The 17187-nt window shown below is 64.5% G+C and carries 18 protein-coding genes; 8 read left to right on the top strand and 10 right to left on the bottom strand.

Features of this window, described 5'->3' with window-relative positions; translation table 11 throughout:
- Positions 1-80: 80 nt before the first annotated feature.
- Genes LZ519_RS08870 through holA form a run of 4 tightly spaced genes read left to right on the top strand, consistent with a single transcriptional unit; the run spans position 81 to position 4599 of the window.
- Positions 81-515 carry a DUF3576 domain-containing protein gene (locus LZ519_RS08870; protein WP_249868318.1) on the top strand — a complete coding sequence of 145 codons (435 nt, stop codon included), beginning with the start codon at positions 81-83 and terminating at the stop codon, positions 513-515.
- A gap of 15 nt (positions 516-530) precedes the next feature.
- A complete protein-coding gene (gene leuS / locus LZ519_RS08865; protein ID WP_249868317.1) occupies positions 531-3092 on the top strand; it encodes a leucine--tRNA ligase in 2562 nt (853 codons plus the stop codon).
- Positions 3092-3589 (top strand): LPS assembly lipoprotein LptE, encoded by a 498-nt coding sequence (gene lptE / locus LZ519_RS08860; protein ID WP_249868316.1) that lies wholly within the window; start codon positions 3092-3094, stop codon positions 3587-3589. Before leuS ends, lptE begins: the two co-directional genes overlap by 1 nt.
- Positions 3586-4599 (top strand): DNA polymerase III subunit delta, encoded by a 1014-nt coding sequence (gene holA, locus LZ519_RS08855; RefSeq protein WP_249868315.1) that lies wholly within the window; start codon positions 3586-3588, stop codon positions 4597-4599. The genes lptE and holA overlap by 4 nt, the downstream gene beginning before the upstream one ends.
- Before the next feature lie 3 nt (positions 4600-4602).
- Here the strand turns inward: holA and LZ519_RS08850 are convergent, their stop codons facing one another.
- The 10 genes from LZ519_RS08850 to hemE form a co-directional block, all read right to left on the bottom strand.
- Positions 4603-5508, bottom strand: coding sequence for a ParB/RepB/Spo0J family partition protein (locus LZ519_RS08850; RefSeq protein WP_249868314.1), 906 nt, complete (start codon positions 5506-5508; stop codon positions 4603-4605).
- Positions 5505-6287 (bottom strand): ParA family protein, encoded by a 783-nt coding sequence (locus LZ519_RS08845; protein WP_249868313.1) that lies wholly within the window; start codon positions 6285-6287, stop codon positions 5505-5507. Before LZ519_RS08845 ends, LZ519_RS08850 begins: the two co-directional genes overlap by 4 nt.
- Positions 6284-6904, bottom strand: a complete 621-nt coding sequence (rsmG, locus tag LZ519_RS08840; RefSeq protein WP_249868312.1) for a 16S rRNA (guanine(527)-N(7))-methyltransferase RsmG — start codon at positions 6902-6904, stop codon at positions 6284-6286. Before rsmG ends, LZ519_RS08845 begins: the two co-directional genes overlap by 4 nt.
- Positions 6901-8577 carry a tRNA uridine-5-carboxymethylaminomethyl(34) synthesis enzyme MnmG gene (gene mnmG / locus LZ519_RS08835; protein WP_249868311.1) on the bottom strand — a complete coding sequence of 559 codons (1677 nt, stop codon included), beginning with the start codon at positions 8575-8577 and terminating at the stop codon, positions 6901-6903. The genes rsmG and mnmG overlap by 4 nt, the downstream gene beginning before the upstream one ends.
- A gap of 55 nt (positions 8578-8632) precedes the next feature.
- Positions 8633-9910: a tRNA uridine-5-carboxymethylaminomethyl(34) synthesis GTPase MnmE gene (gene mnmE / locus LZ519_RS08830; protein WP_249868310.1), complete on the bottom strand. Its 1278-nt coding sequence runs from the start codon at positions 9908-9910 to the stop codon at positions 8633-8635.
- Between the two features lie 32 nt (positions 9911-9942).
- Positions 9943-10569, bottom strand: a complete 627-nt coding sequence (locus tag LZ519_RS08825) for a YjbE family putative metal transport protein (protein ID WP_431358113.1) — start codon at positions 10567-10569, stop codon at positions 9943-9945.
- Positions 10570-10748: 179 nt separating this feature from the next.
- Entirely contained in the window at positions 10749-11369 is a 621-nt protein-coding gene (locus LZ519_RS08820) for a YjbE family putative metal transport protein (RefSeq protein ID WP_249868308.1), read from the bottom strand.
- A 69-nt stretch (positions 11370-11438) separates the two neighbouring features.
- Positions 11439-12695, bottom strand: coding sequence for a transcription termination factor Rho (gene rho / locus LZ519_RS08815; protein WP_249868307.1), 1257 nt, complete (start codon positions 12693-12695; stop codon positions 11439-11441).
- 168 nt (positions 12696-12863) lie between these two features.
- On the bottom strand, positions 12864-13316 hold the full coding sequence (locus LZ519_RS08810) for a CopD family protein (RefSeq protein WP_249868306.1): 453 nt from the start codon (positions 13314-13316) through the stop codon (positions 12864-12866).
- Positions 13309-14373, bottom strand: coding sequence for a uroporphyrinogen decarboxylase (gene hemE / locus LZ519_RS08805; protein WP_249868305.1), 1065 nt, complete (start codon positions 14371-14373; stop codon positions 13309-13311). Before hemE ends, LZ519_RS08810 begins: the two co-directional genes overlap by 8 nt.
- Before the next feature lie 293 nt (positions 14374-14666).
- On the opposite strand from hemE, the gene LZ519_RS08800 reads away from it, so the two are divergent.
- The 4 genes from LZ519_RS08800 to hpf are packed head-to-tail and all read left to right on the top strand — an operon-like array spanning position 14667 to position 17174.
- Positions 14667-15248: a Maf family protein gene (locus LZ519_RS08800; RefSeq protein ID WP_249868304.1), complete on the top strand. Its 582-nt coding sequence runs from the start codon at positions 14667-14669 to the stop codon at positions 15246-15248.
- Positions 15245-15838, top strand: coding sequence for a dephospho-CoA kinase (coaE, locus tag LZ519_RS08795; protein ID WP_249868303.1), 594 nt, complete (start codon positions 15245-15247; stop codon positions 15836-15838). Before LZ519_RS08800 ends, coaE begins: the two co-directional genes overlap by 4 nt.
- An 8-nt stretch (positions 15839-15846) precedes the next feature.
- On the top strand, positions 15847-16545 hold the full coding sequence (dnaQ, locus tag LZ519_RS08790; protein ID WP_249868302.1) for a DNA polymerase III subunit epsilon: 699 nt from the start codon (positions 15847-15849) through the stop codon (positions 16543-16545).
- Between the two features lie 59 nt (positions 16546-16604).
- Complete coding sequence (hpf, locus tag LZ519_RS08785) at positions 16605-17174, top strand: ribosome hibernation-promoting factor, HPF/YfiA family (protein WP_249868301.1); 570 nt, start codon at positions 16605-16607, stop codon at positions 17172-17174.
- Positions 17175-17187: the final 13 nt, after the last annotated feature.

The following is a 17187-nucleotide window of genomic DNA, read 5'->3' as shown; positions in this document are numbered from 1 at the left end:
GCGTTTCCCGAAGGCCCCCGCTTGCGGCCTCGACGGCAGCATCTATAACGCCGTCGCAACGCCACTCTCGAGGATCGCCGATGTCCCGCCTAAAGCTGATTGCCGCCGCGCTGATCATTACCGGACTGGCCGCATCCGGTTGTGCCCGCAACCGCAACCTTCCTACGCAGCTGGCCCCCTCGAGGATGACCACGATCGGCGTCAACGGCTATCTGTGGCAGGCGGCGCTCGACACCGTTTCCTTCGCTCCGCTCCTTCAGGCCGACGCCAACAGCGGAGTGATCATCACCGATTGGTACGCCAACCCGAAGACGCCGGGCGAGCGGGTCAAGCTGACTGTGACCATCCTCGCCCAGGACCTTCGCGCTGACGCCCTTCGAGTCGCTGCGTCGAGGCAGATCCAGCAGAACGGGACCTGGGTGGCGGCGCCCGTCACTGCCGCGACCGTCCAGAAGCTCGAGGATATCATCCTGACCCGGGCCCGCGACATCCGCCGAACCACCGTCCCTGGATAAGAACTGGATCGAACCATGACCGGAACCGGCCGCTTCGATCCGGCCGTTGCGGATGTCCGCTGGCAAAAGCGCTGGGACGACGAGCGCTGCTTTATCGCCGACACCGATAGCCCCAAGCCCAAGGCCTATGTGCTGGAGATGTTCCCCTATCCGTCGGGGCGCATCCACATGGGCCACGTTCGCAATTATACGATGGGCGACGTCCTCGCGCGCTATCGCCGGATGCAGGGCTTCGAGGTCCTGCACCCGATGGGCTGGGATGCGTTTGGAATGCCGGCCGAGAATGCGGCGATGGAACGCAAGGTCCATCCCGGCGGCTGGACCCGGTCCAACATCGCGGCGATGCGAGACCAGCTCAAACGGCTGGGCTTCGCGCTCGACTGGAGCCGGGAGATCGCGACCTGCGATCCCGAATATTACGGGCACGAGCAGGCGCTGTTCCTCGACCTGTACGATGCCGGGTTGGTCTATCGGAAGGAGAGCGAGGTTAACTGGGACCCGGTCGACATGACCGTTCTCGCCAACGAGCAGGTGATCGACGGCAAGGGCTGGCGATCGGGCGCCCAGGTCGAACGGCGCAAGCTGTCGCAATGGTTCCTGAAGATCACCGACTTCGCCGACGAGCTTCTCGACGGCCTGCAGACGCTCGACGACTGGCCGGACAAGGTGAAGCTGATGCAGGAGAACTGGATCGGCCGGTCCAGCGGCCTCCGCTTCCGCTTCAAGCTGACCGGCGAAGGCGCGGATGCCGACTATCCCTGGATCAAGGCCGGTCTTCTCGCCGCTCCCGAGATCGAGGTGTTCACGACGCGTCCCGACACGATTTTCGGGGCGAGCTTCGTCGCCGTCGCTCCCGACCATCCGCTCGCCCAGGCGGTCGCGTCGGAGAACCCGGACGCCGCGGCGTTCATCGCGGACTGCAAGGCAGGGGGAACGAGCGCGGCCGAGGTCGAGACTCAGGAGAAGCGTGGCTTCTTCACCGGCATCGAGGCAGTCCATCCTCTTCAGGGCGAGTGGCGGCTGCCGGTCTGGATCGCGAACTTCGTGCTGATGGAATATGGGACCGGTGCCGTGTTCGGAGTGCCAGCGCACGACCAGCGCGATTTCGAATTCGCCACCAAATACGATCTGCCGATCCGGCGGGTTGTAGCCCGCGCAGACCAGGACAGGGACACGCCCATCGGCGACGAGGCCGAGCCGGGCGAAGGGGTTATCGTCAACTCCGGATTCCTCGACGGCCTGTCGGTCGAAGAAGCGCAGGACTCCGTGATCCGCCGCGCCGAGGAGCAGGGCTGGGGAAGCCGCGAGACCGCCTACCGGCTTCGCGACTGGGGCGTTTCGCGCCAGCGCTACTGGGGCACGCCGATCCCGATGATCCACTGCTCCAAGTGCGGAGCGGTCGCGGTCCCGCGCGATCAGCTGCCGGTGGTCCTACCCGCCGACGTCAGCTTCGAGCTTCCGGGCAATCCGCTCGATCGCAACGAAGGGTGGCGACGAACGAGCTGTCCGAAATGCGGGGGCGAAGCGCTTCGCGAGACCGACACGTTCGACACGTTCGTCGATTCGAGCTGGTACTTCATCCGCTTCGCGAGCCAACCTGTCGACAAGCCGTTCGACCGCGCCGCTGCGGAGGCGTGGCTTCCGGTCGACCAATATATCGGCGGCGTCGAGCATGCGATCCTCCACCTGCTCTACGCCCGGTTCTGGACCCGCGCGCTCAAGCGGATTGGGCGGATCGGAATCGACGAGCCGTTCAAGGGGCTGTTCACCCAGGGGATGGTGACCCACGAGACATTCCGCACGGCCGACGGACGCTGGCTCGCTCCTGATGAAGTCTCGGCTGACGGCAAGGGCAAGCTGGCCGATGCCGCCGGCGCGGCGGTGGAGCGTGGCCGGGTCGAGAAGATGTCCAAATCGAAGCGCAACACCGTCGACCCTGAGCCGATCGTAGCCAGGTACGGAGCGGACGCGGTGCGTTGGTTCATGCTATCCGACAGCCCGCCGGAGCGCGACCTCGAATGGTCGATCGGCGGGATCGAGGGCGCCGCCAGGTTTGTCCAGCGTGTGTGGAAGCTCGCGACCGCCGCAAGCGTCGGCGAGGGCGAGGACCAGGCGCTGGAGCGCAAGCTTCACCGGACGATTGCCGCGGTTGGCGAGGCGATCGACGGCCTTCAGTTCAACAAGGCGGTGGCGAGCCTCTACGAACTGGTCAACGCTGTTGAAAAGGCCGCGCCTTCCACAACGCGATCGGACGCCGTCCGTGCGCTGGTGAAGCTGGCTTCGCCGATGGCTCCGCACTTGGCCGAGGAATGCTGGAGCGCGCTGGGGCAAGAGGGATTGGTCGCCAATGCCGAATGGCCTAAATTCGATCCTGCGCTTCTCATCGAGGACCAGGTCACGATCGCGGTTCAGGTGAACGGCAAGCTTCGCGACACGCTGACCGCCCCGCGCGGCCTCGACCGAGAAAAGGCGGAGGCGCTGGCGCTCGCTTCCGAGAAGGTCCAGCGGCAGCTCGCCGGCACCGCCCCGCGCAAAGTCATTGTGGTGCCGGACAGGCTGGTCAATATCGTCGCCTGATGCTCCGACTCCTCATTGCAGCTTCGATCCTGGTCCTTCCGGGATGCGCGCTCCACCCGCTCTATGCCGGCGGATCCTCGGGAGTCGTTGCCGGATCTCTTCGCCAGGTCAGCGTCGACACGATTGAGGGCCGCAACGGCTGGCTGGTATTCAACAAGCTCAAGGAGCGGCTCGGCGAAGCCGGCACTGCGCAGCCGGCGTACCGCCTGCAAGTCCAGCTCGACGATGCGATCATCGGACTCGGGATCCGAGGCGACCGCGCCGTGACTCGTGAGCGGCGGACGCTTCGGGCGCGCTACCAGCTGGTGAGCGCGTCGACCGGGCAGGTTGTCCTCGACGCCACAGCCGGCTCGGACGCGGGAATCGACGTCGTCAGCTCCGAATATGCCACCGTTGCCGCCGAGCAGACGGCTGCCGAGCGCCTTGCCGACGATGTCGCGGATCAGATCGTCGCTCGGCTTGCCCTATACGCAACCCGCGCGGGCAAGCCGCGGTGAAGTCGGCGAAGGGAACGATTGGGCGGGCGCTCGACCAGCCGGATAGCGGCATACGTTTCTACCTTTTCTACGGCCAGGACGAGGGCCAATCGCGCGGCCACGCCGACCGGCTGCTCAAGGGGCTCGCGGCGGAAAAGTTCGTCGTTCCCGCCCAGGCAGCAAAGTCCGACCCTGCCCTGCTCGCCGACGAGGCGTCCGCGATCGGTCTGTTCGGGGACAGGCGCGCCTTGTGGATCGAGCCGGCGGGTGATGAGATCGAGCCCGCGGTCGCGGCACTGCTCGAGGCAGCGGCTGTCGAAAGCCCTGTGATCGCGATCGCGGGGGCGCTCCGCAAGACGTCTGCGCTCGTCAAGCTGACCGAAGCGCACCCGCTGGCGCTTGCGCACATCTCCTACGAGCTCAATGAGCGCGAGGCCGAGAGAGTGGTCGAGGACCTCGCACGCGAAGAAGGATTGCGGCTAGCGCCGGGGCTTGCCGCGCGCATCGCATCGCTTGCCGGCAACGAGCGCGGCATCGTCGCGCAGGAGCTGGCCAAGCTCGCCCTCTATGCGAACGCCAGTGCTGATGCGCCCAAGCAGATTGATCGCGACGTCCTCGACGAGATTGGTGCCGGAGCGGAAGGCGATTCGATGAAGCTTGGCGATCTCGCGCTCTCCGGCGACGCCGTCCGGCTGTCCCACGAGCTGGACTGCAGTGCCGGAGACGCGGAGCCGATTTCGGTCATCCGGGCGCTTCAACGTAGGCTGCTGATGCTCGCGCCAATCCGCGCCCGCGTGGACCGCGGCGAGCGGCCCCATGACGCCGTGACGTCAGCAGGCAAATCGGTGTTCTGGAAGGATAAGGACCTGGTGTCCAAGCTGGTTGGCCAGTGGGACTCGAGCACTCTAGCGCGGGTGTTCGAGCGATCCGGCGAGCTCGAGCGGCGGCTGATGAGCGCCGATTCGCCGCCGGCCGCGGAAGCGCTGGAAGAAGAGCTTGTGGCGATAGCGAGGACCGCGCGCCGCAAGTAGCGGCTAGATGGGCTCGCCCGAGAGGCGCTGGCAGATCATGTCGAGCTGGTCGAGGCTCGAATAGCTCAAGGTGACGGTGCCGCGGTTGCCATTGTTCGCGACCTTGACCTTCAGGCCGAGCATGTCGCCCAGCTGTCGCTCCAGCGCGGCGAGATCAGCATCGCTGCCCTGCTGTGCTCGCGGAGCGGATGCGCGCGGCGCTCCCTCCGGAGAACCGGGCTTGCTCCGTTTCGCCAAGGCCTCCGCCTGGCGCACCGAGAGACCCTTTTCGACGATTTCCCAGGCGAGGCCGGCCGGATCTTCGCTGGTGGCCACAGCCCGGGCATGACCCATGCTGATATCGCCTTGCAGTAGCATTTGCTTCACTTCCAGAGGAAGTTCCAGCAATCTCAACAGGTTAGCTATATGGCTTCGCGACTTGTGAACCAGCTTGGCCAACGCGTCCTGCGTGTGGCCATATTTTTCGACGAGCTTCTTGTAGCCCTCGGCTTCCTCAATCGCGTTGAGGTCCTGCCGCTGCACGTTCTCGATCAGAGCAATCTCGGCCGACGTCGAATCGTCGATGTCGCGAACGATCGCAGGGATGGTGTGCAGGCGAGCCCGCTGGGCTGCCCGCCAGCGGCGCTCGCCGGCGACCAGCTGGAAATTCTCGCCGTCAGGCCGCAACAGGACCGGCTGGAGAACGCCGCGCTCGCCGATCGAATCGGCCAGCTCCGCGATACTCTCCTCATCGAAATGCATTCGCGGTTGGGCGGGATTCGGCCGGATTCTGCCGATTTCCACCTCGCGCACGCCTGTGGCGGATGGAATTTGGCCAGCCTCCGCCTGCGGCGCTGCCGCGGGGCGAACCGCTTCATCGAGCAAGGCGGCCAGGCCGCGGCCGAGTCCCGAAGTCTTCTTGTCGCTCATGCGGCTTCGGCCCTACGCGGGAGACGAGCGATCAGCTCGCGTGCAAGGCTCACATAGGCTTCCGAACCGGGGCAGCGCAGGTCGTAGATCAGTGCCGGCAGGCCATGGCTCGGCGCTTCCGACAGGCGAACGTTACGCGGCACCACGGTGTCGAACACCACGCGGCCCAGGCAGGCGCGAACGTCGTCGGATACCTGCTGCGAGAGGCGATTGCGGCGATCAAACATCGTCAGCGCAACGCCGAGGATCGCAAGCTCCGGATTGAACGCAGTGCGGATCCGCTCGACGGTCTGCAGCAGCTGGCTAAGTCCTTCTAAAGCAAAGAATTCCGACTGAAGCGGGACCAAAAGGTGCCGCGCAGCAACGAGCGCGTTCACGGTCAGCAGTCCAAGCGACGGCGGGCAGTCAATCAGGCAGATGTCCCACCGGCCGGGCGTCGTAGCCGAAAGCGCATTGTCGAGGCGGTGCGCGCGGTCGTTGAGGGAAACGAGCTCCACCTCAGCACCGGAAAGGTCGACGGTGGCCGGCAGAAGATCGAGCCTCGGCACACGCGTCGGGATCACGCTCTCCTGGACTCCTGCCGAGCCAATCAGCACGTCATAGCTCGACTTCTCGCGCTTCGACTGCGGGACGCCGAGCCCCGTCGAGGCATTGCCCTGCGGGTCGAGATCGACCAGCAGGACCTTCCAGCCGATCGCGGCGAGCGCCGTCGCCAGGTTGATCGCTGTCGTCGTCTTGCCGACGCCACCCTTCTGGTTCGCGATCGCGACGCGGATCATCGCCCACCCCTTGGCTTCACGTTCCGCAGCACGAGGATCTCGGAATCGGGATCGGTGAAGCTGGGAACTGTTTCGGCCTCACAATGCCAGCGTCGCCGGGCTTCAGCCAGTTCCGATTGCGCGCTTCGACCCTTCGGGAGCACCCACAGGCTATTTCTTGTGGACAGATGCGTGGATAGTTGCAGCAATTTGTCGACCGAGGCGACCGCGCGGGCAGTGATCGCGTCGAATCGGCCAGTGGCCTTCTCGACCTTCGACGCAGCGACCGCGACTCGGTTCCCCAGCCCAAGCTCGGCGACGCAGCGCTCGAGGAATTCGGCCCGAAGCCGGCGCGGCTCGATAAGGAGGATGGGCCCTTCCACCAGCGCGGCAATGACCAGCCCTGGAAGTCCGGCGCCGGAGCCGATGTCGGCCCACGATGCGCCATCAAAAGGCTCGAATCGCACTAGCTGGGCGCTGTCGAGGATGTGCCGTTCCCATAACGACTCGAGCGTCGACGCAGCGACCAGGTTTTGCCTGGCCGATTCGTCACGAAGCAGCTCGGCATACCGCTGCAGAAGGTCAAATGTTTCACGTGAAACCTTGCGGGTGGCCGCTTCGGCCAAGCGGTCGATCATGCCGCAGCGCGGCACGCCGCGACGTACAAGGCAGACAGCGCCGCCGGCGTGACTCCCGCGACACGCGAAGCCTGATCGAGCGTTTCCGGCCGGGCTGTGGATAGCCGCTCCACCATTTCGTTCGAGAGCCCCGGAACGGAGGCGTAATTAAAGGCGCCACCGAGCCACACCCGAGAGTCGCGCCGGACCGCTTCCCACTCGCGCTCTTGCCGTTCCAGGTAGGGAGCATAGAGCCTGTCCGCTCGCCCCTCCTCAGTGTCTCCCCACGCCGCGGAGCCACGCAACTCTAGGTGCCCCTCGATATGTTCTTGGCGGCGCTGCGACACGCAGCCCGAATCCAAGGCATCTCGACCTAGGCGCGTCGCGGCATTATCGGCGCGAAGGGCAAGGCGATATTCGGCCCGTGCGGTCATCATGCGATACGGCTCGCTGACGCCCTGAAGCGTCAGGTCGTCGATCATCACGCCAATGTAGGACGTCCGCCGGTCGAAGCGCACCGCGCTCAGGCCCAGAGCGGCGGCCGCAGCGTTCAGCCCGGCGACGAGGCCCTGGGCCGCGGCCTCCTCGTAGCCGGTCGTGCCATTGATCTGCCCCGCTAGGAACAGGCCGGCGATGTCCTGGACCTCCAATGTCGTGCCGAGCCGCCGCGCGTCGACGAACTCATATTCGACCGCATAGCCTGGCCGAACGATCTCGGCTCGCTCGAGACCGACGATCGAACGGACGAAGTCACGCTGGACGTCCTCGGGCAGCGAGGTGGAGATCCCGTTCGGATAAACCAGGTGGTCAGCTAGTCCCTCCGGCTCGAGGAAGATCTGGTGCCCGTCGCGTCCGCCGAACCTTTTCACCTTGTCCTCGATCGACGGGCAGTATCGCGGACCTCGCCCCTCGATCGCACCGGCGAACAGGGGAGAACGTGTGAAATTCGTCTCGATGATCTCATGCGTACGGTCGTTGGTGCGAGTGATCGCGCAGTGAAGCTGGGGAATGCGCAGGCAGTCGTCGAGCGCGGACATGCGCCACGCCTCTCCCTCGCTGGGCTGCCGTTCCAGTCTCGCCCAATCGATCGTCCGCCCATCCAGCCGAGGGGGTGTTCCGGTCTTGAGCCGCCCCTGCCCCAGCCCGATCTCTCGGACCTGCTGCCCAAGCGTGACGGACGCCCTCTCGCCTTGACGTCCGCCTGCAAGCACCTTCTCGCCCACGAACAGCCGCGCATCGAGAAAAGTGCCCGTCGCGATCACGAGCGCCTTGCATTGAATCAGGCCGACGCTCGTATCGAGCGCCTCGACACGCCCCGCTTGGATCACCATCCGGAGCGCCTCGCAGACCAGCACCTCGACGCCACTGTCCGCGAGCAGCTCGGCGGCTGCCCTGCGATAGAGGGCCCTATCAGCCTGGAGCCGCGGGCCCTGGACTGCGGGCCCCTTGCTCCGGTTCAACATCCGACGGTGGATCGCGGCTCGGTCGGCTGCGCGTGCCATCAATCCGTCGAACACGTCGAGCTCGCGGACGAGATGGCCCTTGCCGACGCCGCCGATCGAGGGGTTGCACGACATCTGCCCGACATCCGCGGCGCGGAAGGTAACCAGCCCTACTCGCGCCCCGCGGCGCGCGGCGGCGGCCGCGGCTTCGCAGCCGGCGTGTCCGCCTCCGATGACCAGCACGTCGTACATGACCGGCGCCCTTAGCCGAACCTCGCGCCTGTGGCGACGTGTTCCACGTGAAACATCACTTCCCCAGACAGAAGCGGCCGAACAGCGAATCGAGAAGGTCCTCGACACCGGCGCGACCGGTCAGTCGGTCGAAGGCGGTCCTCGCCCGACGCAGCATTTCCGCGACAAGTACGACATCGTCACCGACCGAAGCCGACCGGAGTCCGGCTTCCGCTTCAGCAATCGCCTCCGACTGGCGGCGATTAAGGGCAAGGTCGCCTTCTACAGGAAGCAATTGCCTTGCTTCCCGGACGATCGCATCGGCAAGCTCCGACAAGCCTCGACCGGTCAGAGCCGAGACAGCAAGCGCGTCCGGAGGGGCGCAGTCCCGACCTGGGAGGTCACTCTTCGAGTGGACCCTGATGAGGTGCGGATGCTGCGGCGCCGCGCTTTCCCCAAGCCACAACAGCACGTCAGCCATGGCGATCAACCGACCGGCGCGCTCAACCCCCATTCGTTCGACCTCCTCGTCCGATTCTCGCAAACCGGCCGTGTCGGTCAGACGCAGCGGAACACCTTCCAGGGACAGCGGGACGTCGATGTGATCTCGCGTCGTGCCGGGGGTATCGGTGACGATGGCTCTGTCTTGGCCAACCAACGCATTGAGAACGCTGGATTTTCCGGTATTTGGCGGGCCGGCAATCACCACTTTTATGCCATCCTTGAGTGGCTCTGAGCGGGGCCGGAGAAGCCATGAGCGTAGCTCTGACGCTAATGCGCTGCAATCGCGCGAAAGTTGCGGATCCGCGTCAACCGACTCCTCTTCGACATAGTCGATCGCCGCCTCTGCCCGAGCTGAGAGGGAAAGCAGCGCCTCCTGCCACGCATCGATTTGCCGGCGCAGCCCCCCTTCGGCCATCGCAAGCGCGGACCGGCGCTGGCTCTCGGTCTCCGCCTCGATCAAATCGGCCAGGCCTTCGGCTTCCGTGAGGTCGATCCGCCCATTCTCGAAGGCGCGGCGGGTGAATTCCCCGGGTTGTGCCCCCCGGAGGCCTTCGAAGCGGCCGAGGGCGTCGAGCACCGCCGCCACCACTGCGCGACCGCCATGACAATGAAATTCGACGAGATCTTCGCCGGTCGACGACGAAGGGCCGTCGAACCGAAGAACAAGCGCTTCGTCGAGGAGCTCACCTTCCCGGTTGCGAAGCTCTCGCACCGCCGCCTGCCGGGCAGGAGGCAAATCTCCTGCAAACGCCCGCCCCGCTTGGTGAGCCGCTGCCCCGCTTACACGAATGACCGAGATCGCCGCGGGTGGGCTTCCGCTCGAAAGTGCAAAGATGGTGGCGGGCGTCACCTCAAGGCCACTAGCCTCAGCGGCACCGCTCCTCAAACCGCATTGGCGACGGCCGGCCAGCCAAGTACCGGGGCGACGTCGTGATAGCCGTCCCAGATCATCTTCACAGCAACCCACATGATAACCAGCAACCCAACATATCCGATCCAGCGGAAGCGATCGATGTAGCGGGCGATCACATTGGCCGCGATTCCCATCAGGATGACCGCGATAATCAGGCCAACGATGAGAATCCCAGGATGCTCACGCGCCGCTCCTGCAACTGCCAGCACATTGTCCAGGCTCATGCTGACGTCGGCAATTGCCACGCCCCACACGGCGCCGGAAAAGCTCTTCGCGGCGTAGACGCCCGAGCGCTCGTCCCCCACGATCTCTTCCGACCCCGGCGAGCAGTCTTTTGGGCGGCGCAATTCGCGCCACATTTTCCAGGCCACCCACAAAAGCAACAATCCGCCCGCAAGGATGAGGCCGACGACCTGGAGCAGCTGCGTAACGGCGAGCGCGAAGACGACCCTCAGGACAAGGGCCGCGAGCACGCCGATCATGATGACCTTGCGTCTCTGTTCCGAAGAGAGGCCCGCAGCCAGCGCGCCGACGACGATCGCGTTGTCCCCCGCGAGCACGAGGTCGATCATCAGCACCTGGAAGAAGGCAGCCATCGCCGCCGGCTCCCCCAAGTTGGAGAAGTCGCGGAGAATGTCCTGCCATATCCCGGCTGGCGGGCCGAGCCCCGCGACGAGCGCTGCGGCGCCACTTAGAAACAGACCCGACAAGCAATTCCCCACTTCAGTCACAAGCCTGCAACTCGAAGAGCCACAGGCTGCATTTTGTTCCGCCGCTAGCCGGCGCCGAGCACTTGCCTCAACCCCAACACGTGCTCGCCGCCCATCCAACCCTCGTAGATCATGCTGGCGGCGACATAGAGGATCACCGCGAGCCCGATATAATTGATCCAGTGATACCGCTGAATCAGCTTGGCGACGTAATTGGCGGCAAAGCCCATGAACAACACCGAGAACGTCAGCCCGATCACGAGCAGGGCCGGGTTCTCGCGGGCGATGGACGCAACCAGGAGTACGTTGTCGAGGCTCATGCTGAGGTCGGCGATGGTGATTTGGATCGCGGCCTGGAGGAAAGTCTTGGTCCGCGGCGGACCTTCGACCACTTCCGTAAGCTCGTCGTCCGCAACGACGATCGGGCGCGGCCTGATCTCGCGGACCATGTTGTACGCGACCCAGAGCAGAAGCAGCCCGCCGGCAAACACCAGCCCGGTGATCTTGAGAAGCTGAGTCGCGATCACCGCGAAGGTGATCAGGAAGCCGAGCGCCATGCCGACGCCCAGCATGAGCACTCGCCTTCGGTCCCGCTCCGGCAGGCCCGAGGCAAGCGACCCCATGATGACGACGTTGTCGCCGGCCATCGTCAGGTCGCCGACGATGATCTGGCCGAGCTGAGCCATGCCGGTAGGGGTGAAAATACTCGAGAAGCTGAACCCGCTAAGCATGGACGGTTCGAACCGCGCCGAGCGCTACTGGTTCATCGAAGCGAAGAAATCCTCGTTCGACTTGGCGTCCTTCATCTTGTCGAGGAGGAACTGCATCGCATCGACCGTGCCCATCTGCATCAGGATGCGGCGAAGCACCCACATCTTGGTGAGTGTGCCCTGGTCGACCAGCAGCTCTTCCTTGCGGGTGCCGGACTTGCCGACATCGAGCGACGGGAAGATGCGCTTGTCGGCAACCTTGCGGTCGAGCACGATTTCGCTGTTGCCGGTGCCCTTGAACTCCTCGAAGATCACTTCGTCCATCTTCGAGCCCGTATCGATGAGCGCGGTCGCGATGATCGAAAGCGAGCCGCCTTCCTCGATGTTGCGCGCGGCGCCGAAGAATCGCTTCGGCCGCTGAAGGGCGTTGGCATCGACACCGCCGGTCAGAACCTTGCCGGAGCTCGGGACCACGGTGTTGTAGGCGCGGCCGAGGCGGGTGATGGAATCGAGCAGGATCACGACATCCTTCTTGTGCTCGACCAGGCGCTTGGCCTTTTCGATCACCATTTCGGCGACCTGGACGTGACGCTGGGCAGGCTCGTCGAACGTCGATGAAATGACTTCGCCGTTCACCGACCGCTGCATGTCGGTCACTTCCTCCGGCCGCTCGTCAATCAGGAGGACGATAAGGATCACCTCGGGATTGTTGTCGGTAATCGCCCGGGCGATGTTCTGGAGAAGCACGGTCTTGCCGGTCCGCGGCGGAGCGACGATCAGGGCGCGCTGGCCCTTGCCCAGCGGCGAGACGATATCGATGACCCGGGCCGACTTGTCCTTGATGGTCGGGTCGAGCGTGTCGAGCTTGAGCTTCTCGTCCGGGTAGAGCGGCGTGAGATTGTCGAAATTGACGCGGTGGCGGACGGTGTCCGGATCGTCGAAATTGATCGACGTGACGCGCGTCAGAGCGAAATAGCGCTCGCCATCCTTAGGGCCGCGGATTTCGCCTTCGACCGTGTCGCCCGTTCGAAGGCCGAAGCGCCGGACGACCGACGGGGCGACGTAGATGTCGTCCGGGCCGGCGAGATAATTGGCTTCCGGCGATCGGAGGAAGCCGAAGCCGTCATTCAGGACTTCGATCGTTCCGCTGCCGATGATCTGAACGCCGTCGTCCGCTTCGATCTTCAGGATCGAGAACATCAGATCCTGCTTGCGCATCGTCGATGCGCCTTCGACGCCGAGTTCCTCGGCCATCGAGACCAGCTCGGCCGGCGATTTTTGTTTCAAGTCTTTCAGGTGCATGGGATTCGCTTTTTGGGGCGTGGGGGACGTTCAGCGTTTCAAAGCCTTGGCGGCGGACGCCGCGGATGGACGGAAGGCTGAACGGCAAAGGAGAAATACAGGCGGTACAGCCTTGGCTCGCGAGTTAGGGAGCGGCTCCCCTTTAGTCAATCGCCTCCGTCGCCGATTTCAGAACGGCCGGACGATAACCAGCACGACGATTATGGCAGTCGCGATGCCGGGAACCTCGTTCATGATCCGGAGCGCCTTGCTGTCGGACGACCGGGTGCCTGCTGCCAGCCGCTTCCCATAAACCCCAAGCCAGCCCTGGTAAGCGCTCAGAGCGATCACGAGCGCAAGCTTAGCGTGGAACCAGCCTTGGCTGAATGCGCCGATGTGGAAAGCCAGCATCAGCCCAAGCACCCAGACTGCGATCATCGCCGGAGTGAGAATGATGTTGCGAGCCCTGCGCTCGCGCTCGACCCACGCCCTGTCCTCGGCGGATCCCGGCGCGGTCTCGTGGTGATAGACGTAGAAGCGCGGGACGAGCAGCAGCCCGGCGATCCAGAAAATGACGAACGTCACGTGCGCCGCCTTCACCCATGGATAAGCGGCGCCAAGGAAGCCGGTAAGGTCAGCCATTCGTCCCCTTTACGAGCGCAACCAGCTGCTCGACATGATCGATCGGAGTTTCGGGAAGGATTCCGTGCCCGAGGTTGAAGATGTGCGGGCGCTCGGAGAAAGCGTCAAGCACTTGCTTGACGGCGACACGCATCGCCTCTCCGCCGGCAAGCAAGGCGAGCGGGTCGAGGTTGCCCTGGACCGGAAGACCTTTGGGAAGCTCGCGGTTCGCCCAATGGGGATCGACGGTTTCGTCGAGGCCGACGCAATCGACACCGGTTTCGCGGGCATAGGCCGCGATCTTCCCGCCCGCGCCCTTGGGGAAACCGACGATCGGGACGTCAGGGTGTTCGTGACGGAGCTTCTCCACCAGACGCGCGGTCGGGGCGATCACCCATTTCTCGAATTCGCTCGGCGCAAGGCTCCCGGCCCAGCTGTCGAACAGCTGAAGCACCTCTGCACCGGCTTCCACCTGGCCGCAGAGATACTGGAACGTGACCTTTTCGATCCTCTCGATGATCGCGGAGAAGCGCCCGCTGTCGGAATAGGCCAGGCGCCGGGTCTCGGACTGGTCGCGGCTACCTTGGCCGGCAATCATGTAGGTGGCGACCGTCCACGGACTTCCGGCAAAGCCGATCAGCGTCTTGTCCGGCGAAAGCCTCGTCTTCACCTTGCGCACGGTCTCGTAGATCGGCTCGAAGCGGGTCAGGGTCGGGGTAAGCGCATCGAGATCCGCCGAGACCAGCGGCGGAGTCAGACGCGGCCCTTCGCCGGCGACGAAGCTCAAATTCTGACCGATCGCGAACGGAACGATCAGGATGTCGGAGAAGAGGATCGCCGCGTCGAAGTCGAAGCGTTCGAGCGGCTGGAGCGTGACGTCGGCCGCAGCCGCGCTGTCGCAGACCAGGTTCAGGAAGCTGCCCTTGTCCTGGCGAAGGCGGCGATATTCCGGGAGATACCGGCCCGCCTGCCTCATCAACCACATCGGCGGCGTGGCCAGGCGCTGTCCTCGAAGCACGCTGAGCAGGGGCTTGTCTGCTCCGCTCGCCGGCACTGCGTTGCGGGGCGAACGGGCCACCCTCTCTCTCCCTATAGAGATTCTTAGAATCTAATTGGTGATGTAGTTGTCCGGCTGGACTCGGGAAATAGAGGAGCGTTCCGGAATTTCCAACAGGCGCGGGGTAACGGGATGTCAGCGAATCCCGCGAGTCGCCGGCTGAGTCCCCCGCGATTCACAGGCTGGGGATAGATGCACCCGCTTGTGAATGGATGTGGGCACTGACCCGCCAAGCGGGTGGACAGCTGGCCCGTTGAGACTGCCCACCTCCTCGCGCTAGGGGCAGGAGCACGCTTTTCCACAAGGTTGTTCAATTGACCCTAATCCTCGCTTCCTCGAGCCCGATCCGGCGCCAGATGTTGGAGCAGGCGGGAGTTCCATTCGACAGCATCCCCGCCGACGTTGATGAGGCCAGCTTCAAGGAGCGGCACCGCGATCCGGCGCAACTGGCGACAGCGCTGGCGGAGGCAAAAGCGCTCGCGGTGAGCAAATCGCGCACCAGCGATTTGGTAATCGGAAGCGATTCCGTAGTCAGCGTCGCCGGAACCCTGTTCGGCAAGCCAGTCGACCGCGAAGAGGCGGGGGCCCACCTGCGCCACTTTTCGGGCAAGCCGATCACCCTCACCAGCGCCGTCGCGCTTGCCCGCGGCGGAAAGCCCCAGTGGAAGCATTGCGACCAGGCGACCCTGCAGGTCCGGCCGCTGTCTGAAGGGTTCATCGAGGAATATCTCGACGCCGAATGGCCGGAAGTCGGCTATTGCGTCGGTGTGTTCCGACTGGAAGGCCGAGGCGTGCAGTTGTTCGACACCATCGAAGGCAGCTTCTTCACCATCCTCGGCATGCCCCTCCTTCCTCTCCTGGCGGCCCTTCGCGAGCGCGGAGTGATGAGCTCGTGATCCGCCTCGCGCTCACCGGCTCGATCGGAATGGGCAAATCGACGGTCGCTGAGATGTTCAGGCGCGCCGGTGTGCCCGTGTTCGATGCCGACGCGGTCGTGCGCCGGCTGCAGGGCCCGGGCGGATCGCTCGTCGGCAAGATCGAGGAAAGATTTCCGGGAACGACCGGTCCGGATGGAGTGAACCGCGACGCGCTTTCGGAGCGGGTGCTTTCGGATCCGGACGAGCTTGCCGCGCTGGAAGCCATCGTCCACCCTTCGGTCCACCACGAACGGACTCGCTTCATCGTCGAAAACGGTGACCAGCCGGCGCTGTTGTTCGAGATTCCGCTGCTGTTCGAAACCGGCGGAGCGGAGGTGTTCGATAAGGTCATCGTCGTTTCCGCGCCCGCAGAGATTCAACGCGAGCGGGTATTGGCGCGGCCGGGAATGACCGAAGAGAAGCTCGCCGCGCTGATCGCTCGTCAGATGCCCGACGAGGAGAAGCGCGCGCGTGCCGACTTCGTGGTCGATACGGGCGGCGACCTATCCACAACTGAGCGCCAGGTCAGCGACATATTGTCTTGTCTTGGCCTCAAGGCCGGTGGTTAAACAGGGGTATGCGCGAAATCGTCTTCGACACCGAAACCACGGGACTGGACCCCGCGGGGGGCGACCGGATCGTCGAAATCGGCTGCATCGAGATGATCAACCGCGCCGAGACCGGCCGCCACTTCCACGCTTATTTCAATCCTGAGCGGCCGATGCCGCCGGGGGCCGAAGCGGTTCACGGCCTCTCGGACATCTTCCTGTCGGACAAGCCCCGCTTCTCGGAGAAGGCGGGCGAGCTGCTCGAGTTCATCGAGGATTCGCCGCTTGTCGCGCACAATGCCGGCTTCGACTTCGGCTTCCTCAACTTCGAACTCGGGCTGTGCGGGCATCCAATTGTCTGCACCAGCCGCATGGTCGACACCCTATCGATGGCAAGAAGTCGCCACCCAGGTGCGAAGCACAGCCTCGACGCGCTTTGCACCCGTTTCGGAGTCGATCGCAGCCACCGGGTCCGGCACGGGGCGCTTCTCGACGCGCAGTTGCTCGCCCAGGTCTATATCGAGCTGACCGGCGGCCGGCAGATCGGCCTGGGACTTGTCGAGGAGACGGACGACACCGGATTGACTCCGTCCGCAGGCACGGTGACGGTTCGCGAGCACCGGATTGCCCGTGCACATTGTGCTGCCGATGAGGAGCTTGAGCGCCATCGAGCGTTTATAGCGAAGCTGGCCAACCCGCTCTGGGCACGGTTCACCGCTGCAAGTTGACGCAGCGGCGAACGCCGCCCTAAGCGGCCCGCCAAGTCGCAGGAAAAGGAGCCTCGCCCGTGGATGTTCGTGTCGCTGACCACCAGGTCGAAACCGGCGACTCCATGAAGGAGCGCGCGATCCAGCGGATCGAGGAGATCACCGAGAAATATTACGCCCGATCGGTCGGCGCCGACGTGACTTTCGGCAAGGGCCCGCAGAACGATTTCACGTGCGACATCGTCGCTCCCGTGGGGCAGGGCGTGGTCCTGAAAGCCGCTCACCGGGCGCCGACCGCGCAGATCGCGTTCGAAGGCGCCGCGGACAAGATCGAGAAGCAGCTTCGCCGCTACATGAGGCGGCTGAAGGAGCACAATCAGGGCCACGACGTGACTCCGTTCCTCGAAGCGAATGCGGCCTATCGCGTGTTCGCTTCGAGTGCCGAAGAGGAAGAGGCGCCGGAGAACCCGACCATCGTCGCCGAGACCAAGGTCGACATCCCGGAGGCCAACGTAGCTGACGCGGTGATGATTCTCGATCTTCGAAACACCAATGCCCTTTTGTTCAAGAACAGCGGCACCGGCGAGCTCAACATGGTCTATCGCCGGGAAGACGGAAATATCGGTTGGGTCGAACCGAACGAGAGCTAATCCGCCGGCCCCA

It is taken from the genome of Sphingomonas anseongensis (assembly GCF_023516495.1).
In the GTDB taxonomy this organism is placed as follows: Bacteria; Pseudomonadota; Alphaproteobacteria; order Sphingomonadales; family Sphingomonadaceae; genus Sphingomicrobium; species Sphingomicrobium anseongensis.
The sequence above is the reverse complement of the archived record's forward strand: the minus strand, read 5'-3'. Positions and strand labels throughout refer to the sequence as shown.

Excerpts from the sequence above, each read along its gene's own strand:
- lptE (WP_249868316.1), top strand. The coding sequence starts at position 3,092 with ATGCTCCGACTCCTCATTGCAGCTTCGATCCTGGTCCTTCCGGGATGC.
- rsmG (WP_249868312.1), bottom strand. The coding sequence starts at position 6,904 with ATGATCGACCGCTTGGCCGAAGCGGCCACCCGCAAGGTTTCACGTGAA.
- mnmG (WP_249868311.1), bottom strand. The coding sequence starts at position 8,577 with ATGTACGACGTGCTGGTCATCGGAGGCGGACACGCCGGCTGCGAAGCC.
- LZ519_RS08845 (WP_249868313.1), bottom strand. The coding sequence starts at position 6,287 with ATGATCCGCGTCGCGATCGCGAACCAGAAGGGTGGCGTCGGCAAGACG.
- LZ519_RS08825 (WP_431358113.1), bottom strand. The coding sequence starts at position 10,569 with ATGGCTGCCTTCTTCCAGGTGCTGATGATCGACCTCGTGCTCGCGGGG.
- dnaQ (WP_249868302.1), top strand. The coding sequence starts at position 15,847 with ATGCGCGAAATCGTCTTCGACACCGAAACCACGGGACTGGACCCCGCG.
- LZ519_RS08820 (WP_249868308.1), bottom strand. The coding sequence starts at position 11,369 with ATGGCTCAGCTCGGCCAGATCATCGTCGGCGACCTGACGATGGCCGGC.
- LZ519_RS08810 (WP_249868306.1), bottom strand. The coding sequence starts at position 13,316 with ATGGCTGACCTTACCGGCTTCCTTGGCGCCGCTTATCCATGGGTGAAG.
- leuS (WP_249868317.1), top strand. The coding sequence starts at position 531 with ATGACCGGAACCGGCCGCTTCGATCCGGCCGTTGCGGATGTCCGCTGG.
- LZ519_RS08870 (WP_249868318.1), top strand. The coding sequence starts at position 81 with ATGTCCCGCCTAAAGCTGATTGCCGCCGCGCTGATCATTACCGGACTG.
- rho (WP_249868307.1), bottom strand. The coding sequence starts at position 12,695 with ATGCACCTGAAAGACTTGAAACAAAAATCGCCGGCCGAGCTGGTCTCG.
- LZ519_RS08850 (WP_249868314.1), bottom strand. The coding sequence starts at position 5,508 with ATGAGCGACAAGAAGACTTCGGGACTCGGCCGCGGCCTGGCCGCCTTG.